General features: G+C 62.2%; 20 protein-coding genes. 8 read left to right on the forward strand and 12 right to left on the reverse strand.

Annotation, left to right across the window (positions count from 1 at the left end; all coding sequences use genetic code 11):
• Positions 1 to 42: 42 nt before the first annotated feature.
• Positions 43 to 861, reverse strand: coding sequence for a shikimate 5-dehydrogenase (locus HX875_RS06790; protein ID WP_177042567.1), 819 nt, complete (start codon positions 859 to 861; stop codon positions 43 to 45).
• A gap of 241 nt (positions 862 to 1,102) precedes the next feature.
• Here HX875_RS06790 and HX875_RS06795 point away from each other — a divergent pair, with 241 nt between their 5' ends.
• The 3 genes from HX875_RS06795 (at position 1,103) to HX875_RS06805 (ending at position 2,163) form a co-directional block, all read left to right on the forward strand.
• Complete coding sequence (locus HX875_RS06795; protein WP_010172321.1) at positions 1,103 to 1,456, forward strand: hypothetical protein; 354 nt, start codon at positions 1,103 to 1,105, stop codon at positions 1,454 to 1,456.
• Positions 1,457 to 1,688: 232 nt separating this feature from the next.
• A complete protein-coding gene (locus tag HX875_RS06800; protein WP_003211226.1) occupies positions 1,689 to 1,883 on the forward strand; it encodes a hypothetical protein in 195 nt (64 codons plus the stop codon).
• Positions 1,884 to 1,983: 100 nt separating this feature from the next.
• Positions 1,984 to 2,163 carry a hypothetical protein gene (locus HX875_RS06805; RefSeq protein WP_134868689.1) on the forward strand — a complete coding sequence of 60 codons (180 nt, stop codon included), beginning with the start codon at positions 1,984 to 1,986 and terminating at the stop codon, positions 2,161 to 2,163.
• Here HX875_RS06805 and HX875_RS06810 read toward each other — a convergent pair.
• Positions 2,160 to 3,221, reverse strand: a complete 1,062-nt coding sequence (locus tag HX875_RS06810) for an AI-2E family transporter (protein WP_177042568.1) — start codon at positions 3,219 to 3,221, stop codon at positions 2,160 to 2,162. The two genes, HX875_RS06805 and HX875_RS06810, sit on opposite strands and share 4 nt — an antisense overlap.
• A gap of 149 nt (positions 3,222 to 3,370) precedes the next feature.
• Here HX875_RS06810 and trhP point away from each other — a divergent pair, with 149 nt between their 5' ends.
• The 4 genes from trhP to HX875_RS06830 all read left to right on the forward strand — a co-directional run bounded on the left by trhP (position 3,371) and on the right by HX875_RS06830 (position 10,570).
• Entirely contained in the window at positions 3,371 to 4,690 is a 1,320-nt protein-coding gene (trhP, locus tag HX875_RS06815; protein ID WP_177042569.1) for a prephenate-dependent tRNA uridine(34) hydroxylase TrhP, read from the forward strand.
• 398 nt (positions 4,691 to 5,088) lie between these two features.
• The gene (locus tag HX875_RS06820) at positions 5,089 to 6,330 is read left to right on the forward strand and encodes an exonuclease SbcCD subunit D C-terminal domain-containing protein (protein WP_177042570.1); all 1,242 of its coding nucleotides are present in this window, start codon (positions 5,089 to 5,091) and stop codon (positions 6,328 to 6,330) included.
• A complete protein-coding gene (locus tag HX875_RS06825) occupies positions 6,327 to 9,965 on the forward strand; it encodes an AAA family ATPase (protein WP_177042571.1) in 3,639 nt (1,212 codons plus the stop codon). Before HX875_RS06820 ends, HX875_RS06825 begins: the two co-directional genes overlap by 4 nt.
• Positions 9,962 to 10,570: a glutathione S-transferase gene (locus tag HX875_RS06830; RefSeq protein ID WP_177042572.1), complete on the forward strand. Its 609-nt coding sequence runs from the start codon at positions 9,962 to 9,964 to the stop codon at positions 10,568 to 10,570. Before HX875_RS06825 ends, HX875_RS06830 begins: the two co-directional genes overlap by 4 nt.
• A gap of 120 nt (positions 10,571 to 10,690) precedes the next feature.
• Here HX875_RS06830 and HX875_RS06835 read toward each other — a convergent pair whose 3' ends face one another.
• The 5 genes from HX875_RS06835 to HX875_RS06855 form a co-directional block, all read right to left on the reverse strand.
• Complete coding sequence (locus HX875_RS06835) at positions 10,691 to 10,870, reverse strand: hypothetical protein (RefSeq protein ID WP_177042573.1); 180 nt, start codon at positions 10,868 to 10,870, stop codon at positions 10,691 to 10,693.
• Positions 10,871 to 11,026: 156 nt separating this feature from the next.
• A complete protein-coding gene (locus tag HX875_RS06840; protein WP_177042574.1) occupies positions 11,027 to 12,202 on the reverse strand; it encodes a lactonase family protein in 1,176 nt (391 codons plus the stop codon).
• Positions 12,189 to 12,485, reverse strand: coding sequence for a DUF5629 family protein (locus HX875_RS06845; RefSeq protein ID WP_177042575.1), 297 nt, complete (start codon positions 12,483 to 12,485; stop codon positions 12,189 to 12,191). Before HX875_RS06845 ends, HX875_RS06840 begins: the two co-directional genes overlap by 14 nt.
• 118 nt (positions 12,486 to 12,603) lie before the next feature.
• Positions 12,604 to 14,979: an efflux RND transporter permease subunit gene (locus tag HX875_RS06850; protein ID WP_177042576.1), complete on the reverse strand. Its 2,376-nt coding sequence runs from the start codon at positions 14,977 to 14,979 to the stop codon at positions 12,604 to 12,606.
• Positions 14,980 to 14,994: 15 nt separating this feature from the next.
• Positions 14,995 to 16,035 (reverse strand): WD40/YVTN/BNR-like repeat-containing protein, encoded by a 1,041-nt coding sequence (locus HX875_RS06855; protein ID WP_256348061.1) that lies wholly within the window; start codon positions 16,033 to 16,035, stop codon positions 14,995 to 14,997.
• A gap of 429 nt (positions 16,036 to 16,464) precedes the next feature.
• Between HX875_RS06855 and HX875_RS06860 the strand changes: the two genes are divergently transcribed.
• Positions 16,465 to 17,580, forward strand: a complete 1,116-nt coding sequence (locus tag HX875_RS06860) for a Gfo/Idh/MocA family protein (RefSeq protein ID WP_177042578.1) — start codon at positions 16,465 to 16,467, stop codon at positions 17,578 to 17,580.
• Positions 17,581 to 17,716: 136 nt separating this feature from the next.
• Here HX875_RS06860 and HX875_RS06865 read toward each other — a convergent pair whose 3' ends face one another.
• The 5 genes from HX875_RS06865 to HX875_RS06885 all read right to left on the reverse strand — a co-directional run bounded on the left by HX875_RS06865 (position 17,717) and on the right by HX875_RS06885 (position 24,868).
• A complete protein-coding gene (locus HX875_RS06865; RefSeq protein WP_177042579.1) occupies positions 17,717 to 20,830 on the reverse strand; it encodes an efflux RND transporter permease subunit in 3,114 nt (1,037 codons plus the stop codon).
• Positions 20,827 to 22,095 carry an efflux RND transporter periplasmic adaptor subunit gene (locus tag HX875_RS06870; RefSeq protein WP_177042580.1) on the reverse strand — a complete coding sequence of 423 codons (1,269 nt, stop codon included), beginning with the start codon at positions 22,093 to 22,095 and terminating at the stop codon, positions 20,827 to 20,829. The genes HX875_RS06865 and HX875_RS06870 overlap by 4 nt, the downstream gene beginning before the upstream one ends.
• The gene (locus tag HX875_RS06875) at positions 22,088 to 23,326 is read right to left on the reverse strand and encodes a TolC family protein (protein ID WP_177042581.1); all 1,239 of its coding nucleotides are present in this window, start codon (positions 23,324 to 23,326) and stop codon (positions 22,088 to 22,090) included. Before HX875_RS06875 ends, HX875_RS06870 begins: the two co-directional genes overlap by 8 nt.
• A gap of 96 nt (positions 23,327 to 23,422) precedes the next feature.
• The gene (locus tag HX875_RS06880; protein ID WP_177042582.1) at positions 23,423 to 23,770 is read right to left on the reverse strand and encodes a hypothetical protein; all 348 of its coding nucleotides are present in this window, start codon (positions 23,768 to 23,770) and stop codon (positions 23,423 to 23,425) included.
• A gap of 192 nt (positions 23,771 to 23,962) precedes the next feature.
• The gene (locus HX875_RS06885; protein WP_177042583.1) at positions 23,963 to 24,868 is read right to left on the reverse strand and encodes a hypothetical protein; all 906 of its coding nucleotides are present in this window, start codon (positions 24,866 to 24,868) and stop codon (positions 23,963 to 23,965) included.
• Positions 24,869 to 24,964: the final 96 nt, after the last annotated feature.

Here is a 24,964-nt window from a genome sequence, read left to right on the forward strand (position 1 = left end):
CATCGCAGGCAAGCCAGCTCCCACATTTGATATGCGCACTGTTCACGCCCGGGCAAACGCTACCGCGGCCTGAAACTGCTCATCCGTCGGCCGCACGCCGGTGTACAGCACAAACTGCTCCAGCGCCTGGATGGCGATCACTTCCAGACCGGTAATCACCCGCTTGCCCTGGGCGCGACCACGCAAAATCAGTGGGGTTTCGGAGGGAATCGCCACCACATCGAAGACGGTCTCGGCACCATCAATGGCCTCGGCCTCGAACGCCAACTGATCCGCTTCCGCCCCTCCAGTCATGCCAATCGGCGTCACGTTGACCAGCATCCGCGGGCGCAAAGCCCCCAGCTCCGCCTGCCACTCATACCCCAGGCTCTGGGCCAGTGCCCGGCCCGCCGCTTCATTGCGCGCCACGATCACGCCATTGGCGTAGCCACCATCACGCAAGGCGCTGGCCACGGCCTTGGCCATGCCGCCGCTGCCGCGCAGGGCGAAGGTCGAATCCTTGGGCACTTCATGCTTCTTCAGCAGTTGCTCGATGGCGATGTAGTCGGTGTTGTAGGCCTTCAAATGCCCGTTGGTGTTGACGATGGTATTGATCGACGCAATGGCCCGCGCCGAATCGTCCAGCTCATCCACCAGGGCAATGCAGGCCTCCTTGAACGGCATCGACACGCCACACCCACGAATACCCAAGGCACGAATGCCACCGACGGCGCCCGGCAAGTCCTGGCTGCTGAAGGCCTTGTAGTAGAAATTCAGCCCCAGCTGTTCGTACAGGTGGTTATGAAAACGCAGGCCAAAATTCCCGGGGCGCGCCGACAGTGACATGCACAGTTGGGTGTCCTTGTTGGGGTTCATCTGCATCGGTAACTCCTTGAAGCCCTTCCAGAGGCGGTTTCGGATAGACGGATTACCCGCGCCGGCGGGTTGCCATGGATCATACGCATTGTGCCCGGCCGCTTGTGTAAGCGCGCCGATACAGACCTTACACAACCTTTACCTATCGGCTGTGCTGTTTTTCAGAAATACGCTGTCTTAAAAGTATCCCCGCGACAATCCTTGAGTCTATTGATTGCAGACCACAAGCGCAGGGGCTAACCGAGGAATGACCATGATTCGTAAAATCCCCAAGATCGCCTTGCTTATCGGCGCACTCGCTATAGCAGGACAAGCCTCCGCCCACGGTGGTGGTTGGGGTGCTCCACTTGCACTGGGTGCCGTTGTCGGTGCAGTGGTAGGCGGCTCGATCGTTGCCAGCCAGCAGCAGCCGGTCTACGTGCAACAGCCGGTGTATGTCCAGCCGCAGCCGGTGTATGCCGCTCCGCCGCCGGTCTACTACGCGCCGCCACCGCCTGTGTATGTGCAACAACAGGTTTATTACCGCCCGGCGCCGGTCTACTACGGCCCACCGCGCGGCTACTACGGCCCTCCACACGGTTACTACGGCCGCGGCTGGTAAGCATGAACTGACACACCTGAACAGGCTCCGCCCTAAAAGCGGGGCCTTTTTTTGGCCTGTTGGTCTGAATAAATCTCGCCAAGGTCGTTATAAGGACAATGGCTGTGGCCAAATCCCACATCATTGATCTCAATAGACACTTGCCCGAACAGGGCTCGCGCTGTCATGTTTGTGTCTTGAACGGCTTCCACTATCACCACTGTCCAGTCAATAACAACAAGGACGACCGACCATGCCCACGCAAAACCCCCATCGCACCGCTGGCCTCTGCACGTCGAGCAAGGTCTATAGCGTGCTGACCGAACTCAAGGCCCTGGAAGGCCATCGCAACGCCAAGTTCCTGTCCTTGCTGACGGAAAACCTCGTGCGCAAGGGCCTGCTCAGTGAGCAGGAAGTGGTGCACATGCTCGACCAGGTTGTCGACTGACCGATCGCTCGATAACAGTGATGTCGACTATCGAGCAGGTTAATTTTCCCTTAAGGCCCGCGCACCGTAATGTCACCTCCATAGCTTATCGGAGGTCGTCATGCCCACTATCCAAATCATGTCCGTTATCGGCAGTGCCGTTCCCGCCCCACTCCGGGAGTTGGGTTTGCTCGCCTGCTGGTACCTGGTACGCGATGGCGAAGCCATCAGTGGCCCGCTCACCTCGTTACCGGCCGCCCAGGCCCTGTCGGTCAAGATGGCTGATTGCTTTCATGCCTAAGGCAGTTGCACCCGCGGTTTGGTTTCGACAAACAGCGCCCAACTGGACATGAACAAGGCAGCGATCAGCGGCCCGATGACAAAACCGTTCAGGCCAAAGATCGACAGCCCGCCCAGGGTTGAGATCAGGATCAGGTAATCCGGCATCCGGGTGTCCTTGCCCACCAGGATCGGCCGCAACACGTTGTCCACCAGCCCGATCACAAACACCCCGAACAGCCCCAGCACCACGCCTTGCCAGATCGACCCGCTGAGCAGGAAATACGCCGCCACCGGCCCCCACACAATCCCCGCGCCCACCGCTGGCAGCAGCGAAAGAAACGCCATCAACACCGCCCAGAGCAGGGCACTGGGAATGTCCAGGAACCAGAAAATCAAACCACCCAACGCGCCTTGCGTGACCGCTACCAGCACGTTGCCCTTCACCGTGGCCCGCACCACCCGGTTGAATTTCAATTGCAGGCGACGTTTTTGCGGTTCGGCCAGTGGCACCGCGGTACGCACCTTGCGCACCAGCTCCGGACCGTCCCGCAGCAGGAAGAACAGCAAATACAGCATGATGAAAAAGCTCACCAGGAAATCAAACGTGCCCTGGCCGAAGCTGAAGGCCTGGGTCGCGAAAAACTGGCTGCCCTGCATCGCGCTCTTGACGATCTTCTCCCGCAGGCCTTCCAGGTTGCCCATGCCAAAGCGGTCCAGCAGGTGCTGGAAGTACGGCGGCAGGAAATTCTTGAACTGTTCGATATACCCGGCGACGTCGAGCTTGCCGCTCTCGACGTTCTTGTACAGCGTGGCGCCCTCCTGCACCAGCAAGGCGCTGGTGATGATCACCGGCAAAATCGCGATCACCAGGCACACCGTCAGGGTCGCCAGCGAGGTGAGGTTGCGGTTCCAGCCAAAACGTTGCTGGAAGCGCCGTTGCATCGGCGCAAAGATGATCCCCAGGATTACCGCCCAGAACACCGCGCCGTAGAACGGCAGCAGAATCCAGATAAACGCGATGGTCACCAGGGCGAGCAGCAACAACAGGGTTTTGAATTGCAGGTTGGTTTGATTCATGGCCGATCCATCTCAAAAACACAGGACACTCATGTGCACCTTGATGCTTAGTCCGCCGCAAATCCTGCGAGTGCCCTATTTATTAGACGTGGATCAATAAACCGTGCGGCAGGCCCGGCTACCCTGCCGCCCTTTTGCGACCCGAACCCATGCCCCCCGTTATCGCCCCCGAACTGCTCGCCCCCGCCGGCACCCTGAAAAACATGCGGTATGCCTTTGCCTACGGCGCCGATGCCGTCTACGCCGGGCAACCGCGCTACAGCCTGCGGGTACGCAATAACGAGTTCGACCACGCCAACCTCGCCCTCGGCATCCAGGAAGCCCAGGCCCAGGGCAAGCGTTTCTACGTGGTGGTCAATATCGCGCCGCACAACGCCAAGCTGAAAACCTTCCTCAAGGACCTCGCCCCGGTGATCGCCATGGGCCCGGACGCGCTGATCATGTCCGACCCGGGCCTGATCATGCTGGTGCGCCGGCACTTCCCGCACATGCCGATCCACCTGTCGGTGCAGGCCAATACGGTGAACTGGGCCAGCGTCGAGTTCTGGCAGGCCCAGGGCATCTGCCGGATCATCCTGTCGCGGGAGCTGTCCCTGGAAGAAATCGAGGAAATTCGCCAGCACGTCCCCGCCATGGAGCTGGAAGTGTTTGTGCACGGCGCGCTGTGCATGGCCTATTCCGGGCGCTGCCTGCTGTCGGGCTACATGAACAAGCGCGATGCCAACCAGGGCACCTGCACCAACGCCTGCCGCTGGAAATACCAGGCCACTCCCGCCGTGGAAAATGCCACGGGCGACATCGTGCAGCAGTACGCGCCCGAACCGACCCTGGGCCTCGGCGCCTCCACCGATCAGGTGTTCCTGTTGCAGGAGGCCAACCGCCCTGATGAACAGATGCCCGCCTTCGAAGACGAGCACGGCACCTACATCATGAACGCCAAGGACCTGCGGGCGGTGCAGCACGTGGAGCGGCTGACGGGCATGGGCGTGCATTCCCTGAAGATCGAAGGCCGCACCAAATCCCACTTCTATTGCGCCCGCACCACCCAGGTGTACCGGCAGGCCATCGACGATGCCGTGGCCGGGCGTGACTTCGACCGGGGCCTGATGACCAACCTCGAATCCCTGGCCCAGCGCGGCTATACCGAAGGTTTCCTGCGCCGGCACGTGCACGATGAATACCAGAACTACCAGAACGGCAGCTCGGTTTCCGAACGTCAGCAGTTCGTCGGCGAGCTGACCGGTGAGCGGCGCGGCGAGCTGGCGGAGGTCAAGGTGAAAAACCGGTTTGCGGTGGGCAATCACCTGGAACTGATGACCCCGGCGGGGAATTTCCACTTCGACCTGGCCACGCTGCACAACGCCAAGGGCGAGGCGATCGAGGTGGCGCCGGGCGACGGGCATACGGTGTATCTGCCGATCCCGGCGGAAATGGACCTGCGCTTTGGCCTTCTAATGCGCGACGTTTAATTTCGCCAAACACCTTAATGAGGTTGAGACAGCTTGCTGTGGAGAGAAAGTTTGCTGTGGCGAGGAGCTTGCTGTGGCGAGGGAGCTTGCTGTGGCGAGGGAGCTTGCTCCCGCTGGGCTGCGAAGCGGCCCCAAAACAGGCAAATGCGCTTCTTCCTGGAAAACCGCATCAGCCGGATCAGGGCCGCTTCGCGCCCCAGCGGGAGCAAGCTCCCTCGCCACAGCAAGCTCCCTACCACAGCAAGCTCCCCACCACAGTAGTCTCCCCACCACAGCAAGCTCCCTCACCACAAAAAGCAGGGCGTGCGCGCAATAGGTTCATTAGCACAGTAGAATTGGCGGTTCTGCGTACCGCCATCCTGTCTTGAGCGGTCACCCTCTTTTTTACGGAGATCGCCTTGCGTCTGTTTCACACCTCCGACTGGCACCTTGGGCAAAACCTCCACGGCCAGGAACGCGACTTCGAACACGCCTGCTTCCTCGACTGGCTGCTGGGCCAGTTGGGCCTGCACCGCCCTGATGTGCTGCTGATCGCCGGCGATATCTTCGACACGGTCAACCCGCCGCTCAAGGCCCAGGAGCGCCTTTATGACTTCATCATCAGCGCCCACGAGCAAAACCCAGCGCTGACCATCGTGATGATCGCCGGCAACCACGATTCCGGTTCACGCATCGAACTGCCAGCGCCGCTGATGCGCCGCCTGCGCACCCACGCCCTGGGCCGGGTGTTGTGGCTGGATGACGGGCAGCTGGATGTCGAACGCCTGCTGATTCCATTGCCCGGTGCAAACGGCGAGATTGCCGGCTGGTGCCTGGCCCTGCCCTTCCTGCGCCCCGCCGAAGTGACCGGCGCGCAACTGGGGGACGATTACCTGCGGGGCATCGGCCAGGTGCATGAATGGCTGATTGCCGCCGCCAACGCCAAGCGCCAGCCAGGCCAGGCGCTGGTTGCCATCAGCCATGCGCACATGGCCGGCGGCTCGGTGTCGGAAGACTCCGAGCGCAGCCTGATCATCGGCAATGCCGAAGCACTGCCCGCCAGCCTGTTCGACGCCAGCGTCAGCTACGTGGCCCTCGGTCATTTGCACAAGCCCCAGCGGGTAAATGGCGAGGAGCGGATTCGCTACTGCGGCTCGCCGATCCCGCTGTCATTTTCGGAAATCGGCTACCAGCATCAGATCCTCGACGTGCAGTTGGACGGCGAAACCCTGGTCAGCGTCGAATCCCGGCTGATCCCCCGTTCGGTCAACCTGCAACGCCTGGACGCCGCGCCCCTGGCCGATATCCTCAAGCAACTGGCCGACTTGCCCGACATCGACCTGCTGGCCGAAACCCAACGCCAGCCCTGGTTCGAAGTGCGGGTGCGCCTCGACGAGCCGCAACCCGACCTGCGCCAGCAAGTGGAAAATGCCCTGCAAGGCAAAGCCGTGCGCCTGGTGCGCATCGCCGCCGAATACGCCGGCAGCGGCAGCCGCGAAGACAGCCAGGAAGACCGCCTGATCGAGCTCGACCAGCTCACGCCCCAGGAATTGTTCAGCCGCGCCTGGCAGGAAAGCTACGGCAGTGAAGTGGACGAACAAACCTTGAAGGACTTCGCCGTGCTGCTCCAGGAAGTGCAACAGGAGAGCGAACAGCCATGAAGATCCTCGCCATTCGCCTGAAAAACCTCGCCTCGTTGGCGGGCCCGTTTGAAATCGACTTCACCGCCGAGCCCCTGGCCAGCGCCGGGTTGTTCGCGATTACCGGGCCCACCGGCGCCGGTAAAAGTACCTTGCTCGATGCCCTGTGCCTGGCGCTGTTTGGCGCCGTGCCGCGCCTGGGCGATACCGGCCAGGCAAAAATGCCGGATGCCGATACCGACATTTCCATCGGCGACCCGCGCACCCTGATTCGCAGGGGCACAGGCGGGGGTTATGCGGAAGTGGATTTTGTCGGCGTCAGCGGCCGCCGCTACCGCGCCCGCTGGGAAGCCAACCGCGCCCGGGACAAGGCCAGCGGCAAGCTGCAAAACAGCCGCCAAAGCCTGATCGACCTGGACAGCGAGCAACTGCTGGCCAGCCAGAAGACCGAATACAAAACCCAGCTGGAACTGGCCCTGGGCCTGAACTTCGAGCAATTCACCCGTGCGGTGTTGCTCGCGCAAAGTGAGTTCAGCGCGTTCCTCAAGGCCAACGACAACGAGCGCAGCGAACTGCTGGAAAAGCTCACCGACACCGCGCTCTACACCCAACTCGGCCGCCGCGCCTTCGACAAGGCCAAAGACGCCCGGGACGCCCACAAGCAGCTGCAAGACCAGGCCACCGGCTTTACCCCACTGGCCCCCGAGGCCCGCGCCGAACTGGACGCACAACTGGCCGCCGCCCAGCAGCAACTCAAGACCCAACAGGCGCAACTCAAGCAGCTTGAGCTGCAGCACACGTGGCTCAAGGAACTGCGGGAATGGCAGGAGCGCCAGCAAGGCGCGGCCGAGCAACTGCAACAGGCCCAGCAGCATTGGGAAAGCCAGGGCCCGCAACGCCTGGACCTCAGCCGCCTGGAACAACTGGCGCCGCAACGTCACCACTTCGCCCGCCAGGCCGAACTGACCGCACAGTTGCAGCCCCTCGCCGCACAGATCCAGCAGCACCTTGAGCAGCAAGCCGCGCTGCACACCCGCCAGACGCAACTGCAACAGCAGCAGACCGACGTGCACGCGGCCCTCGCCCAGGCCCTGAAACAACAAGCTGACGCCGTGCCCTTGCTGCGCCAGGCGTTCGAGGAGCAAACCACCCTCGCCCACCTGACCCGTGAGCTGGCCAGGCGCAGCGAAGAAAAACAGCAGGGCGAAGCCGCCTGTGTGGAAGGCCAGGCGACATTGACCGGCTTGCTCGACAAGCAAAAACTCGTCGCCGAACGCCTGAACCGGCTGGCCGCGGAGCTTGAGCGCAGCGCCGCGCTTGCGCCTTTGAGCGACGCCTGGAGCGCGTACCGCGACCGCTTGCAACAGTTGATGCTGATCGGCAACCGCCTGAATAAAGGTCAGGCTGAACTGCCGCAACTGGAAGAGCGCGCCACCCGCCTCGGTGAAAAGTGGACCGAGCAACGTGAAGCCCTGGACCTGCTGTACCACGAAGCCGGCGCCGAGCCTCATGCGGTGGCCGAGCAGATTCAACTGCTGGGCAGCCTGCTGCAGGACAATCGCAAGCAACATCGCGCGTTTGAAGACCTGGCGCGGCTGTGGGACAGCCATCAGCAACTGGACAACCAAAGCCAGGCCCTGACGCAAAAACAGGCCACTGCCCAGCAACAGCGCGAACTGCTGAACCAGAGCGGCCTGCAGGCCAAGGCCGAGCTGGCCGTCGCCGAACAGACCCTGACCGTCACCAAGCAACTGCTGGAGCGCCAGCGTTTGGCCCGCAGTGCCAGTGTCGAGGAGTTGCGCGGCCAGCTTCAGGATGACCAACCGTGCCCGGTGTGCGGTAGCGTCGAGCACCCGTATCACCAGCCCGAAGCGATGCTGCAAAGCCTGACCCGGCACGACGAAAGCGAAGAAGCCAACGCCCAGCAAGCCGTGGATGTGCTCAAGGAAAAACTCACCGAACTGCGCGGCGAAGTCGGTGGACTGATCGCCCAGCAAAAGGAATTCCTGCAACAGCAGGAGCAGCTCGCCAGCCAGTTGCAGGGCCTGGTGCCAGCCCTTGAAGCCCATCCGTTGTCAGCCTCGCTGTTCAACCAGGATGCAGCCAAACGTGACGCCTGGCTTGCCCAGCAACTGAGCCAGCTCAGCCAGAGCCTCAGCCAGGACGAACAACGCCAGGGCGCCCTGCTCAACCTGCAACAAAACGCCGGGCGCATGCAGCAGCAACTGCAAGCCGCCCAGGACGCCAGCCAACAGGCGCGCCAATTGCTGATCGACCAGCAGCGGGAACTGGCCAACGACCGCGAACGCCTGGACGAAGAACTCAACGCCTTCGCCAGCCTGTTGCCCACCGAGACCCTCGATGGCCTGCGCAGCGAGCCGGCGGCGACCTTCATGTTGCTCGACCAACAAGTCAGCCAGCGCCTGGAGCAGCTGGATAACCAGAAAGAAGAACTGGCCGAGCAGCTCCAGCGCCAGCAGGCCATCGACAAGGAAACGGACCGCCAGCAACATCGCCAGCAGCAACTGGAGACCTTGCAGAAACAGCTCGCCGAACAGAGTACCCTGCAACAGGCTGCCGAGGAAAAACTCGTCGGGCTGCTGGGGGAAAACTCCAGCGCCGAACACTGGCAACAGCAACTGGACCAGGCCGTCGAGCAGGCGCGGCAGCATGAGACCGAGGCCAATCAACAGTTGCAGGACACCCGCAACCAGTTGATCCAGCTGGCCGCCGACCTCAAGTCACTGCAAGAGCGCCAACAGGCTCTGGACACCGAGCAACAAGCCCTCACTACGCGCCTCGGTGACTGGCGTGCCTTGCACCCGGAACTCGATGACCAAGGTCTGGCGCGCCTGGTGGCCTTCGATGAGCCACAGGTGGCCGAGCTGCGCCAGCAACTGCAACACAGCGAAAAAGCCGTCGAACAGGCCAAGGTGCTGCTGCAGGAGCGCGAACAGCGGCTCAAGGATCACCAGGCACTGCACAACGGCAACCTCGACGCCGAGCAACTGGACAGCGCCCTGGCCGAACTCAACGCTGCGTTGGCCATTGGCGAAAAACACTGCGCCGAACTGCGCGCACAGCAAGCCGATGACCAGCGTCGCCAGGACGCCAACCAGGCGCTGGCGGCCGAAATCACCAAGGCTTACGAAGAATGGCAACGCTGGGCACGCCTGAATGCGCTGATCGGCTCGGCCACCGGCGATACCTTCCGCAAGATCGCCCAGGCCTACAACCTCGACCTGCTGGTGCACCACGCCAACGTGCAACTGCGCCAACTGGTGCGCCGCTACCGCCTGAAACGCGGTGGCAGCATGCTGGGCCTGCTGGTGCTCGACACGGAAATGGGCGACGAACTGCGCTCGGTGCACTCGTTGTCCGGCGGCGAGACGTTCCTGGTGTCGCTGGCGCTGGCGTTGGGCCTGGCGTCGATGGCTTCCAGTACGTTGAAGATCGAATCGCTGTTTATCGACGAAGGCTTTGGCAGCCTCGACCCCGAATCCCTGCAACTGGCGATGGACGCCCTTGACGGCTTGCAGGCTCAGGGCCGCAAGGTGGCGGTGATTTCCCACGTGCAGGAAATGCACGAACGGATTCCGGTGCAGATTCAGGTCAAGCGCCAGGGCAATGGCTTGAGCACCCTGGAGGTCAAGTGAGCGAGGCGGTGTTGTATTCGTTCCGCCGTTGCCCGTATGCGATGCGGGCGCGGATGGCCCTGCGGTATTGCGGGGTAGCGGTGCAGATTGTCGAGGTGAGCCTCAAGGCCAAGCCGGCTGAAATGCTTGCGCTGTCGCCCAAGGGCACGGTGCCGGTGCTGAGTGTGGATGGCCGGGTGATCGATGAAAGCCTTGCGATTATGCGCTGGGCGCTGGCGCAGAATGATCCCGAGGGCTGGTTGCTGGCGGATGAGGCGGCGACGCAGGCGCTGATTGACGAGAATGATCAGGACTTCAAACATCAATTGAATCGATACAAGTATGCCGAGCGTTATCCGGAGCAGCCGATGGAAGTTTATCGGGCGCAAGGTGAGGTGTTTTTGTTGAAGCTGGAGGGATTGCTGGCCGGGCGGGAGTATTTGCTGGCCGGGCATTTGAGCCTGGCGGATGTGGCACTGGCGCCGTTTATAAGGCAGTTTGCCCACGTGGATCGGGAATGGTTTGCCCGGGCGCCTTATCCGCGGTTGCAGGGGTGGTTGCGGCGGTTTCTGGAGTCGCCGCTGTTTGTCGCGGTGATGGCAAAACCCCAGGCTCAACACGATTAATGTGGGAGCTGGCTTGCCTGCGATAGCGGTGCATCAGTCGACAAATCTGTTACTGATAAACCGCTATCGCAGGCAAGCCAGCTCCCACATTTGATCTTCAGCGTTTGATGAAACTAACGCTCAGTTCTGGATTTTGTGGTCCAGGGCTGCGTAGAAGTTGGCACTTTGTTGCAGGTATTTCTGGGTGTAGGCGCTGGTGCTGGATTTTTTGCTGCTGATCTCAACGCTGGCGCTGGCTGGCAACGCTACGGTGGCAGAAACAGCGGAAGCGGCGATGATCGAGAAGAGATTGAAGTTCATGTCGGTAACCCTTGTGTTCGGTTGGCTTGGTGGCCTGTGTTGGCCTTGGAACCAAACTTACGCCCGAGGGGTTAGCCTTAGAAATTCATTGAAACACTAGCCGCTATCAATACGATTAATACAAGGGGTCAGGCCCCGCACTGCGGGGCCTGTGGCTTAGTGTCGCACCAGGAACTTGAGGTCGCTGGGGGCATCAATCGCCAGTTTCTGCGTGGTTTTGCCTAAAAGACCGGTCTTGGGATCGCGCTCGACGACCACAATCTGGTTGCTCTTCTGGTTGGCAATCAGCAGGAACTTGCCGCTGGGGTCCAGGGCGAACTCCCGGGGGTGATCACCTTCCACCGAGCGGCGCTGGATCTCTTTCAACTGCGCGGTGGCGGGGTCGATGGCAAATACCAGCATCTGGTTGGCGGTGCCACGGTTGCTCACGTAGAGAAACTTGCCGTCGCTTGAGGTGTGCAACGCGGCGCCGGCCTTGTCGGACACCGGCTGGCCGTCAGCGAAGTTGACCAACTGCTTCTGGGTCAGCTTGCCATCGTTGTAGTCGAACACCGCAACCTGCGCGCTCATCTCGGTGGTCAGCCAGGCGTGCTTGCCATCCGCGGTGAACAGCAGGTGACGCGGGCCGCTGCCCGGAGGCAGTTGCACAAACGCAGGGTCGGCCGGGGTCAGCGGCAGTTCATGGTTGGCCTTGGGGTCGTAGCGGTAGGCAAAGATCTTGTCCGCACCGAGGTCCTGGACAAACACGTATTTGCCGTCCGGCGAAGACACCACCGAGTGCACGTGGTTGGACGCCTGGCGTTCAGGGTTGACCCGGCTGGCCGGGTGCCCGCTCAGTTGCACCGGCGGTGACAGCTTGCCTTCGGCGTCTACCGGCAATACCGCGAGGCTGCCGCCCGGATCTTCCAGCACCGAATAGTTGGCCACGAACAGGTAACGCCCGTCACTGGCCAGGCTGGAATGGGTCGGCTCGTTGCCCAGGCTCTGCACCTGGTTGATCAGGGTCAGTTGATGGTTCTTCGGGTCGATGCTGTAACTGCTCACGCGCCCTACCGGGTCTTTCTGGCCCGGGCCGTTTTCATTCACCACAAACAGGTGTTTCTGGTCTTTGGACAGGGTCAGCCACGACGGGTTGGCTGCCTTGGCGGCGAGCACCGGCTGGCCGCTGAACTGCCCGGTGCGGCTGTCGAACTGCAGGCGGTAGATGCCTTCGCTGGTGCCGGCGGTGTAGCTGCCCACCAGCAATTCAAAGGTGTCCACCGGCGCGGCCTGGACCGACATCGCGCCTACGCTGCCGGCCATCAGCAGGGGCCAGAATTTACGCATCATCATCCGCTTCATCCTCGTCATTATTGTTGCCGGTAACGCCGCTCATGCAGACCAGGCGGTGTTCGCCCGAGTCACCGGTAAGGGTCCAGCTTTGCAAGGTCTGATCAAAGATCGCCGCCTTGACCTGCTCCAGGCTGAAACTCCAGCGCTTCTCGGCACGACCGTCCATGCAGATGATCAGTAACTTCTGGTCATCCAGGCTGAAATCGAAGGTATGCAGGCCATCGATCTCGACCATCTGGCAGTCTTCAAAAGCGTTGAGCAAGGTAGCGGTGTCGGCAGTCATAACCATCAATCATCAAGGGGAAAGACCTCATGATAGGTCAAATCGTTGCATCGGCCTAAGCCCGCGCAATGCAAAACGCCGTGGCACAGGCCACGGCGTTTTGGCGAACAGCGTTGGATCAGTGAGCGAACAGCGAATTGCCCTTCTGCCCCGCCAGCTTCTCGGGCTTGATCAGGAAGCGTGCCAGCGCTGGCAGCAGCCACAGCGCGCCGAACATGTTCCACAGCAGCATGAAGGTCAGCATCAGGCCCATGTCGGCCTGGAACTTGATCGCCGAAAAGATCCAGGTGCACACGCCGATGGCCAGGCACAGGCCGGTGAACAGTACGGCTTTACCGGTGGACTTGAGGGTCTGGTAATAGGCTTCCTGCAACGGCAGGCCGGCCCGCAGGAAACTCTCCAGGCGGCTGTAGATGTAGATGCCGTAGTCCACGCCAATCCCCACGCCCAGCGCCACCACCGGCAAGGTCGCGACCTTGACGCCGATGCCCATGAACGCCATCAGCGCGTTGCCCAGCACCGAGGTCAGCACCAGCGGCAGCACGATGCACAGGGTCGCCGCCCAGGAACGGAAGGTGATCATGCACATGGTGGCGACGCACAGGTACACCAGGATCAGGATGATCAGCTCGGATTCCTTGATCACCTCGTTGGTGGCGGCCTCGATCCCGGCGTTACCGGCGGCGAGGATGAATTCCAGGCCGTCCTTGTTGTTCTCCTTGGCGAAGTCCTGCACCGCATGCACCGCGCGGTCGAGGGTCTCGGCCTTGTGGTCGTTGAGGAACACCAGTACCGGCGCCAGGGAACAATTGTTGTTGTACAGGCCATCGGCACGGGCGATGGAGTTGTTCAGCACGTCGGGGTTGCGCGACAGGGTTTCCCATTTCAGGTTGCCCTCGTTCATGCCCTTGATCATCTGCTTGGACACGGTCACCAGCGAGATGGCCGACTGCACACCCTCGGTGTTCTGCATCTTCCACATCAACTGGTCGATGGGCGCCATGGCTTCATAGCGCGAGCAGCCTTCGGGCGGCGTCTTGACCATCACCACCAGCACGTCGGAGCTGGTGGAGTAGTTGTTGATGATGAAGTTGTTGTCCTTGTTGTAGCGCGAGTCCGGGCGCAGTTCCGGCGCGCCCTGGTCGAGGTCGCCGATCTTCAGGTTCTGGCTGTACCAGAGGCCGCCACCGAAGGCGACCAGCGCCAGGGCAATCGACACCGGAGCGACTTTGGGGCTGGCGAACTTCGAGAGCAGGCGCCAGAACGGGTGTTCGCGGTGGGCGTCTTTCTTGCTGCGCTCGATGGCGCGCTTGCTGATGCCCGCGTAGGAGATCGCTACCGGCAGCAGGATCAGGTTGGTGAACACGATCACCGCCACACCCACCGAGGCGCCGATGGCCAGTTCGCGGATCACGCCGATGTCGATGATCAGCAGGGTGATAAAGCCCACCGCATCGGCGAGGATCGCGATCATGCCCGGCAGGAACAACTGGCGGAAAGTACGCCGGGCTGCGGTCAGGGCGTTGTCGGCATCACTGGATTGCAGGGCGATCCCGTTGATCTTCTGCACGCCGTGGGAAATGCCGATGGCGAAGATCAGGAACGGTACCAGCATCGAGTAGGGATCCAGCCCGAAACCCAGGGCATGCATCAGCCCCAGCTGCCAGATCACCGCCACCAGCGTGGTGCTCAACACCGCGACGGTACTGCGCAGGCAGTTGGTGAACCACAGCAGCAGCACCAGAGTGATGACGAAAGCGATCCCGAAGAACAGCACCACCATCACCAGGCCGTCGATCAAGTCGCCGACCTTCTTGGCAAACCCGACGATGTGGATCTTGACGTTGAGGTTCTGCGCTTCGAACTTGTCGCGGATCTTGTCTTCGAGTTCATGGGAGAACTTGCGGTAGTCCAGGGCCAGCAACTTACCCTGGTCCTGCGGGTCGGGATAGGACTCCAGCAATGGAATGTCGACGATGCTCGACTTGAAATCGTTGGCCACCAGCCGCCCGACCTGCCCGGACTTGAGCACGTTGTTGCGCAGCTGGTCGAGGCTTTCCGGCGAGCCGTTGTAGCTCTGCGGGATCACTTCACCGCCGGCAAAGCCTTCTTCGGTAACCTCGGTCCAGCGCACGCTGGGGCTCCACAGGGACTTGAGCCCGGAGCGGTCGACGCCGGAGATGTAGAACACCTCGTCGTTGATCTGGCGCAGGGTCTCCATGTACTCCTTGGTGAAGATGTCACCGTCCTTGGCTTCCACCGAAATGCGCACGGTGTTGCCCAGGTTCGCCAGGTCGTTGCGGTGCTCCATCATCTTCTCGATGAAGGGGTGCTTTAAGGGGATCATTTTTTCGAAGCTGGTGGACGGGCGAATCAACGTCGCCTGCCAGAACAGGAAAATGCTCACCAGCAGGCAGATCGTGATCACTGCCGGGCGGTTATTGAAAATCAGGCGCTCGAGAAACGTGGCCTTGTCGTTGTGATGACTGCTCATTGTGTCCCCGCCTTCTTATTGTTTTGTCGGCTCGGCGCCGGTTGGACTGGCCACGCGAACGCCGCCCTGCCCCGCCAGAATCAAGTTGCCGTTGCCCGCCGCCGTGACCGCCGACAGCGAGATGCGGTCCGGGCGATTGAATACGCTGAAGGTCAGGCCGTCGTCGTGGCTGACCACCACGCTGCCGCCGTTGCCCACCACCACGATGGAGCCGTCGTCCAGCAGGGTCGCCCCCGACAGGCCGAACTCCAGCGCGCCACGGGTGGCGTTCAATTCCACCGGCTCCCAGGTGCTGCCAAAATCCGTGGAGCGAAACAGGTTGCCGCGCAAGCCGTAGGCCAACAGGGTTTGCGCCTGGGCAGTGCCGATCACGCCGAACAGCGAGCCCTCGTAGGGGCCTTCGAGTTTTTCCCAGGTTTGCCCCTCGTCATGGGAGCGGAACATGCTGCCCTGCTCGCCGACGATAAACAGCCCGGCGTCTTTGACCTGGGCAATGGCGTTGAGGTGGTATTGGTCTTCGTTGTCGAGACGGTCGCTGACGTCGTCCCAGGTTTTGCCGCCGTCGGTGGTTTCGATCAGCGCGCCGTAGGCGCCCACGGCAAAGCCGGTGCTGGCGTCCTTGAACCAGACGTCGAGCAGCGGCGCTTCGCGCTTGAGGTCCTGGAATTGCTGGGTCCAGGTCACGCCGCCATCGGTGCTGGCGAGGATCTGTGCGTCATGGCCCACGGCCCAACCGTGTTGGTCGTCGGCAAAAAACACGGCCGTCAGCAGTTGCCGGGTGGGGACTTTGGCCTGGGTCCAGGTGGCGCCCTGGTCGTCGGAATAGAGAATGTGCCCGCGATCACCGACGGCGACCAGGCGTTTGCCTGCGTGCACCACGTCGATCATCAGGCTTTTGGCGGCCTTGGGGGAATCAATGGCAAACACCGCCGCGGCGGGGGTTTCAGTGGCGGCGTGGGCCGCTGTCGACAACGCGACAGCCCCCAGCAACGAGAGCGCTGTGGCCAGCAATGCGACCCTGCGCGTGGCCTTCGGGCGGAAAAACACCACACCCATGACAGGCTCACTCATAGACCTTTCTCCCATTTATTATTGTTAGGTCGTCTTGCCGTGAGGAGCCCTGAAACCTGCAATCTAGAGCGCCTTGGGCAAGCTGGGCCATCCTAGCGGGCTTTGGAATCGTCTGACAATCGGCGCTACGTTATGTTTTGTTAACTGGAAGGGGTTAAGCCGGTGCTGAATGTAATGCTATCAGTAGCGGTGATCGTGGCGAGGGAGCTTGCTGTGGCGAGGGAGCTTGCTCCCGCTGGGCTGCGCAGCGGCCCCAAAATCCTGGGAGCGCTTCGCACTCCAGCGGGAGCAAGCTCCCTCGCCACGGGGTGCATTGTTCGTCGCGGGAATGAATTTTTATTCTATCTATTGAATATTGGGAATATTTATTCCATAAATAGGCTTCTGACAACAATAATTCGAAGGTACCTGGCTATGCGCGAACTCGGAATCGGCCTGATTGGCACAGGCTTTATGGGGCGTGCCCACGCCCTGGCGTTCAATAACGCGCGGGCGGTGTTTGAGCTGCCGGTGAAGCTTACCCTGGCCGCCCTGGCCGATGCCGATACCGAACGCGCCAAGCGCTGCGCCAGCGACTGGGGTTTTGCCCAGGCCCATGGCGACTGGCAGCAGTTGATCAACGACCCCAAGGTAGATGTCGTCGCCATCACCACACCCAACCATTTGCACTACCCGATGGCCATGGCTGCCCTGGCGGCAGGCAAGGCGGTGTATTGCGAGAAGCCGCTGGCGGTGAGCCTGGAGCAGGCGGCGGCCATGCGCGATGCGGCGAGCAAGGCCGGGGTGGTGACCCGGGTGGGTTACAACTATCAGCACAACCCGATGATCGGCCTGGCCCGGCAGTTGATCGACAGCGGTGAGTTGGGAGAGATCATCAGTTTCCAAGGGGAATTCAGCGAGGATTTCATGGCGGATGCGGCGTCGCCCTGGTCGTGGCGTTGTGAGGTGGGGCATGCCGGTGGGGCCTTGGCGGACCTGGGCAGTCATTTGCTGTCCATGGCGCGCTATCTGGTGGGGGATGTCGTAAGTGTGTGTGCCGATACGCAGACGGTGCACGGGCAGCGGCCAGCCACGGCGGGGAGTGAGACGCTGCGGGAGATTGCGGTGGATGATCAGGTGCATGCGTTGTTGCGGTTTGCCAACGGTGCGCGGGGGACGGTGAGCAGCAGTTGGCTGAAGCATGGGTATAAGAATCACCTGAGCTTTGAGATCAGTGGCACGCGGGGCACGTTGTTGTTTGATCAGGAGCGGTTGAATGAATTGCAGCTGTTCCGGGTTGGGCAGGAGGGGTTTCAACGGTTGCTGGCGGGGCCTGCGCTTGCGGGGTATGCGGCGTTCAGTCCGGCGCCGGGGCATCAGTTGGGGTACAACGAGTTGAAGACGCTGGAGGTGCATGAGTTGGTGATGGCGTTGGCTGGCAAAGGCAGTGATGGGACGGATTTTGCGGCGGCTTGGGAGGTGGAGCGGTTGGCGGCGGCGATTCGGGTGGCGGCTCGGGAGGAGCGGTGGGTCAGGCTGAGTGAGGTTTAAAGGATAGAGGAGATCAAATGTGGGAGCCGGGCTTGCCCGCGATAGCGGTGTGTCAGCCAGCATATTCGCTGACTGTTACACCGCTATCGCAGGCAAGCCAGCTCCCACAGAAGCCAGCTACTACATTTGATTTTTGTCAGCTTTGAGGTTTGCGCATCAGGCGGTACGCCGCCGGGATGACGAACAGGGAGAGCAGCGGTGCGGTGAGCATGCCGCCGATCATGGGCGCGGCAATCCGGCTCATGACTTCGCTGCCGGTGCCGCCGCCCAGCAGGATCGGCAACAAGCCGGCGATGATCACGGCCACGGTCATCGCCTTGGGGCGTACGCGCAATACGGCGCCTTCGGTGATGGCTTCCAGCAAGGCCTGGTCCCCTCCTCCCTGGCGTTCAGCCCAGGCGTTTTTCAAATACAGCAGCATGATGACGCCGAACTCGGCCGATACCCCCGCCAACGCAATAAACCCGACACCGGTCGCCACCGACAGGTTGAAGCCCAGCCAGTACAGCAACCAGACCCCGCCGGTCAGCGCGAACGGCAACGTGGCGAGGATCAGCAGCGCCTCATCCACCCGGCGGAACGTCAGGTACAGCAGCACGAAGATGATCAGCAGGGTCGCCGGCACCACCAGTTTCAGGCGTTCATTGGCCCGCTCCAGGAACTCGAACTGCCCCGAATAGCTGAGGCTCATGCCCGGCTGCAACTGCACCTGCTGGTTGATCGCCTCACGCAAGTCCTTCACCACCGACGCCAGGTCGCGGTCGCGCACGTCGATATACACCCAGCCGGAAGGCCGGGCGTTTTCGCTCTTGAGCATCGGCGGGCCTTCAGTGACCTTTATTTTGGCTACGCTGCCCAAGGTGATCTGGCTGCCCGAAGGCGTGTAGATCGGCAGGTTGCCCAAGGCGCTCACCGAGTCGCGCCACTCTTTCGGGTAGCGCAGGTTGATGGGAAACCGCGCCAGGCCTTCGACGGTCTCGCCAATGTTTTCACCGCCAATCGCCCCGGAAACGATGGACTGCACATCGGTGATGTTCAGGCCATAGCGTGCAGCCGCCGGGCGGTCGATATCCACGTCGATGTAGCGCCCACCCGTCAGGCGTTCGGCCAGGGCCGAGCTGACGCCGGGCACCGTTTTGGCGACCTTTTCCACGGCCTGGGTCACGGCGTCGATCTGCATCAGGCTGGTGCCCGCCACCTTCACGCCAATCGGGCTTTTGACGCCGGTAGCGAGCATGTCGATGCGGTTGCGGATCGGCGGGATCCAGATGTTGGTCAAGCCCGGCACCTGCACCACCCGGTCGAGTTCCTTCACCAGTTTTTCCGGGGTCATGCCCGGGCGCCATTGGTCTCGCGGCTTGAACTCGATGGTGGTTTCGAACATTTCCAGCGGCGCCGGGTCGGTGGCGGTTTCCGCGCGGCCGGCCTTGCCGAACACATGGGCAACTTCCGGCACGCTCTTGATCAAGCGGTCGGTACGCTGCAACAACGCGCCCGCGGTTTGCGTCGACAACCCCGGCAGCGCCGAAGGCATGTACAGCAGGTCGCCTTCATCCAGCGGCGGCAGGAATTCACCCCCCAGGTGCGACACCGGCCACAGTGCACTGGCGACCATCAACAGCGCCACCAGCAAGGTCATGCGCGGCCAGCGCAGCACGGCGTCGAGCGCTGGCTGATAGAGCTTGATCAGGCCGTGATTCAGCGGGTTGCGTTGCTCGTCGGGGATGCGCCCGCGAATCCAGTACCCCATCAGCACCGGGATCAAGGTCACCGACAACCCCGCCGCCGCGGCCATGGCGTAGGTCTTGGTGTAGGCCAGCGGCCCGAACAAGCGGCCTTCCTGGGCTTGCAGGGTGAACACCGGGATAAACGACAAGGTGATGATCAGCAGGCAGAAAAACAGCGCCGGCCCCACCTCCACCGCCGCGTCGGTGATAACCCTCCAGTGCTCTTCACCCTTCAATTCCTGGTTCGGATGCACGTGGTGCCAGGCCTCGATTTTCTTGTGGGCGTTCTCGATCATCACCACCGCGCCATCGACCATCGCGCCGATGGCAATCGCAATCCCGCCCAGGGACATGATGTTGGCGTTGATGCCCTGGAAGCGCATCACGATAAAGGCAATCAACACCCCCACCGGCAACGAGATGATCGCCACCAGGGACGAGCGCAGGTGCCACAGGAAGATCCCGCACACCAGCGCCACCACGAGGAACTCCTCCAGCAGCTTGTGGCTGAGGTTGTCCACGGCGCGGTCGATCAGTTTGCTGCGATCGTAGGTGGTGACGATTTCCACGCCGGGCGGCAGGCTGGTTTTCAGTTGTTCCAGCTTGCTCTTCACCGCCGCGATGGCCTCGCGGGCGTTCTTGCCGCTGCGCAGGATCACCACCCCGCCCACCGCCTCGCCTTCGCCATCCAGCTCGCTGATACCCCGGCGCATGTCCGGGCCCAGCTGGATTATCGCCACATCACCGAGGGTCACCGGCACGTTGTTGGCGTCGAGCCGCAGGGGAATCGCGCGAAAGTCCTCCAGGGTCTTCAGGTAGCCGGAGGCGCGCACCATGTATTCCGACTCGCCCATGTTCAGCACCGAGCCGCCGGTTTCCTGGTTGGCCTTGCCGATGGCCTCCACCACTTGCGCTTGGGTGATGCCGCGACTGGCCAGGGCCAGGGGATCGATCTGCACTTGGTATTGTTTGACCTGGCCGCCAATGGTCGCCACTTCGGCGACGTTGGGCAGGGTCTTGAGTTCGAACTTGAGGAACCAGTCCTGCAACGAGCGCAACTGCGCCAGGTCATGTTTGCCGGTGCGGTCCACCAGGGCGTACTGGTAGATCCAGCCGACACCGGTGGCGTCCGGGCCCAGCGCCGGCTTGGCCGACGCCGGCAAGCGCGCCTGCAGCTGGCTCAGGTATTCCAGCACCCGCGAGCGTGCCCAATACAGGTCGGTGCCTTCGTCAAACAGCACGTAGACGTAGCTGTCGCCGAAGAACGAAAAGCCGCGCACGGTCTTCGCCCCCGGCACCGAGAGCATGGTGGTGGTCATCGGGTAGGTGACCTGGTTCTCGACAATCTGCGGCGCCTGGCCCGGGTATGGCGTGCGGATAATCACCTGCACATCCGACAGGTCCGGCAGGGCGTCCACCGGCGTGTTCTGGATCGACCACAAGCCCCATGCGGTGACGAATAAAGTCGCCAGCAACACCAAAAAGCGGTTGGCCACCGACCAACGAATCAACAGGGCGATCATGGTCGGGCTCCCGGTTGCATGCTCATGCCGTCCATGGCCCCCTCATTTGAAAAACCGTCGGACGATTGAGTGGTAATTCCCTTCAAACTTGCTTCAGAGTCCAGCAGAAATTGACCCGAGGCGACCACCTGCTGGCCTTCCTGCAAACCTGCGACGATCACGGTCTGGTCCTGGTTTTCCGCCCCCACCTGCACTTCTACCGGGCGATAACGTCCGCCCTCCTCGGCCACCATCACCAGCACGCGTTTGCCGGTACGAATCAGCGCTTCGCTCGGCAACAACAGCACCGACTGGCCGGTGGATTGGGCCAGGCGCACCTGAGCGGTCATGCCGGGCCGCAACCGGCCATCAGGGTTGGGCAGCTCAACCCGAACCTGCACGGTGCGGCTGTCCATGGCGGTGGCCGGCAGAATCGCGCTGACGGTGCCGCTGAATGCCTGCCCCGGCAAACCAACAAACCGGCTCTCGACGGTTTGCCCGACCGCCAACGCAGCGCCCTGGGCTTCAGGCACGGCGACTTGCAGCCACACGGTGCCCAAGCCATTGACCCGCGCCAGGGTCTGGCCCGGCGCGACGGTCATGCCTTCGCGCACGTCCAGGGTTTGCAACGCGCCGGCCAGCGGGCTGGTAATGGTCATCACCGATTGCACCCGGCCGCTGCGCTCCATTTGCGCGATCAACCCGGCGGGCATGCCGCTCAGCCGCAGGCGCTGGCGGGCGGCGGCCAACAGGCCGGCGTCGCTGTGGCGCAGGGCAAGGAATTCTTCCTGGGCGGCAGCCCATTCCGGCACCAGAATGTCGGCCAGGGGCGCATCGGCCTTGAGCACATCACCCGGCGCACGGGCGTAAACCCGCTCCACAAACCCGGCAGCCCGGGCCTGCACCACTGCCACATCGCGGTCGTTGAAGGCGAGGATTCCCGACAGTTCAAGACTCGACGCCAACACGCCGCGGCTGACACTCGCCAGGCGTACGCCGATGTTCTGGGTCAGGCTCGAATCGATGCGAATCGCCGCAGTGTCCGCCGCTGCGCCCTGCTCGCCGCCATAACGCGGCACCAGTTGCATGTCCATAAAGGGCGACTTGCCCGGCTTGTCGAATTTCTGCTGCGGGTACATCGGGTCGTACCAGTACAACGCCTTTTTCTCCTGCGGCGCCTGCATCGCCCCGGCCATGGCCGGTTTCTGCGCCAGCCAGTAGCCGCCACCCAGGCCCAGCAGCAGGACGCCGCCCAACAGCGCCATGTTCACGATTCGGTTATTCATTGGCGGGTTCCCCGTAAGCGAAATACAGCTGGGCGCCGGTCAGGGCGCGCTGCTCAATGGCATCAATCTGTTTGAAGCGCGCCTCGACCCACTCACGGCGGGCGCTGACCACGTTCATCAGGTCGCCCTTGCCCGCGCGGTAACCCGCCAGGCTCAGGGCAACCTTCTCCTCGGCCAGCGGCACAAGGCTGTCCTGGCTGCGCTGCACGGCACGGTCCAGGCGCTGATAGTTGGCCAGGTCGTCTTCAAGTTCCTGGGCGTGTTCGCGGGTCTTGGCTTCGCGCTCGGCGTCCAGCTGGTCGAGTTGAGCCTGCTTGGCGGCGATGCCGGGGTTCTGCCGGCGACCGGGGAAGATCGGCAGATCGAAGGTGAATTGCAGGCTGACCATGTCACCGTATTCGCGGCCACGGTGCTGATAGTCCACCTCCCAACTCCAGTCCGAAGTGTTCTGCGCCCTGGCCTCGTTCAGCCGGGCTTCGGCCTCGCGGGTACGCGGCACAAAGGCTTGCAGTTCCGGGTGCTGGTGCAGGTTGTGGGTGAAGCCATGGGTGTCGATTGTCCAGTTCGGCAACTGGCCGCTGGGGGCTTCGCTGGCGGCCGGGCCGATCCAGCGCTTGAGGGCAGCGCGGGCCTGGGCGCGTTGCTGGATCAGTTCGTCCTCGCGCCCGGCAAGGTCGGCGGCTTCCTGTTTGGGGATCACCGTGTCGGAAGGCTGCCCACGCCCACCGGCCAACTGCGCACGCACGGTGTCTTGCAGCAGGCGATTCTGCTGATAGAAGTCCTTGAACAGAGCCTCTTTGCGCTCCACCGCATAGGCGCGAATCCACGCCTGAGCGGTGGCCTGGCGCACGTTCAGGCGCTCGATGCGGCCTTCGGCGGCCGCCGTGTCCACGGTGGCCGAGGCCAACTCCACCCGCGCCTTGCGCTTGTCGCGGCTGGGCACTTGCTGCTGGATGCCGATCATCTGCTCGGTCATGTCATCGCCATACAGCGTGCCGCGATTGGGCCCGCCAATGGGGAAGTTCTGCAGGCCCACCACCAGTTTCGGGTCCGGCAACTCACCTGCCGGTATCGCCGCCTGGCCAGCAGCCTGCAATTTTGCGGATTCGGCCGCCAGCGACGGCGCGTTGTTTTGCGCCAGGCGCAGGGCCTCATCCAGGGTCAGCGCAGACGCCAGCGTCGGCCACGCCAGCACGCCCACCACCAGGGCACGCACGCATAGGGAATTCATCTTGAAGTTTCCTGTTCTGTTGCGCTGCACTCCGCTTTACGCGGCCCACAGCAAGGCCATCCCGGGTCGGGGACGAGTCTTCAGGTGCAACAGGATTCAGGTACGGGGCGGACGCCAGACGCCGGACGGCGTGCGGTCGGGGATGAAATCAGACCCCAGGCCGGCAACCACCGGATGGGAGCCAGCAACGGGTGACTTGAGCACGGGCATCGACAGCTGCAGCATGCCGCCAGTCTTGCATTCCTGTCCGGGCTTGCAGCTCTTGCCATGATCGGCGTGGCCCGCACCGTCCGCGCAACAGTCCGCAGACATGTCGCTCATCATCTGCATATCGGACATCTGCATCGGGCACGGCTCGCTGCTCGACGGCACGCCCGCCATCCCGGTCAGGGGAAGCGAGAGGCTCAACAACAGGACGAGAAAAAAACGCAGATAGCGGCTCATGGGGCGGGAGTCTAGACAAAAGGCGGTTAAGCAACAATTAACAAACAGCAAAAAGCCGCGCCTGCTGGAGCAGGCGCGGCTTGGGTCAAACAGACAACAGGATCAGTGCATGAAGATCGCGATCAGGATAATGACCGGGATAGGCACACCGAGGAAAAACAGCAGTAATGAGCGCATGACAGTCTCCTTGAATTAACGAACGGACGTGGTGTGTGCAGTGGTTTCCAGATACACCACCGCATCCCGGCGACGACCGCCAAAGGTTGCAGCGAGGCTGGCAAAAAACGCACCGATCAACAGCGCCACGAAGGTCCACAGCGATGTATAGGCAGCGACTTTCGCCGCAGTGTCAGCAGCCTGCCTGGCTTTCAACTTGGCATCCTCCAGCGCCTTCTGGGCCTGGCCATAAACCTGGTCCACACGCGCCTCGGCATCGGCCTGGCTGAGGTTGGTCCGCTGGCTGATCAACTGCGCCAGGTACGCACGGTCTTCCGGCGCCAACTGGCCGTTGTTGCTCACGGTACGGGCAAAGATGCGGGCAACTACACCATGCACCGCGTCATCACTGACGGCTGCCGGGCGATCATCACGGAACAGGCTGTCGACGTAATAGCCGAAGTCTTCACCCTTGGTGGCAGCACCCGCCACCTGGCTCATGCCACTGGCAGCACCCGAGGCCACACTGGCACCCGCCTTCACACCACCGCTGACCACACTGCTGACCGAACCGACGATCAGCACCGCCGTCACCAGTGTCGCCACGGCCCAGGCCAGGAAGCCATGGGCGGTGTCGCGAAAGTACACCTCATCGCCGTGCATATTGGCCCATTTCACCCGCAGGCGACCGGCGAGGTAACCGCCCATCCCCGACGCGATGATCTGCGTAACCGCCAGCCAGACAATGGTGGAAATGCCAAGCCCTTTGGCGCTGATACCGCTGTCGGCCCACGGCGATACCGCCGAAAAGCCCAGGCCGAAGCCCAGCAGCACCAAGATCAAGGACAATGCAGCCGCGGCGGCAGCCCCGGCAAAAATCGCCCCCCAGGAAACCCCGGAGAGCGCGCTCGACTCTTGCAGCGTGGATGAGGATGTAATCATTGTTGTTTTGCTCCAGGCATGAAAAATAGTGTTACAAGTCTCAAAAGGGACAGTGCAGGCAACGTGCCAGGAGCCTTTAAAATAAAACCCCATATA

The organism is Pseudomonas yamanorum, from assembly GCF_013386765.1.
Taxonomy (GTDB): Bacteria; Pseudomonadota; Gammaproteobacteria; order Pseudomonadales; family Pseudomonadaceae; genus Aquipseudomonas; species Aquipseudomonas yamanorum_A.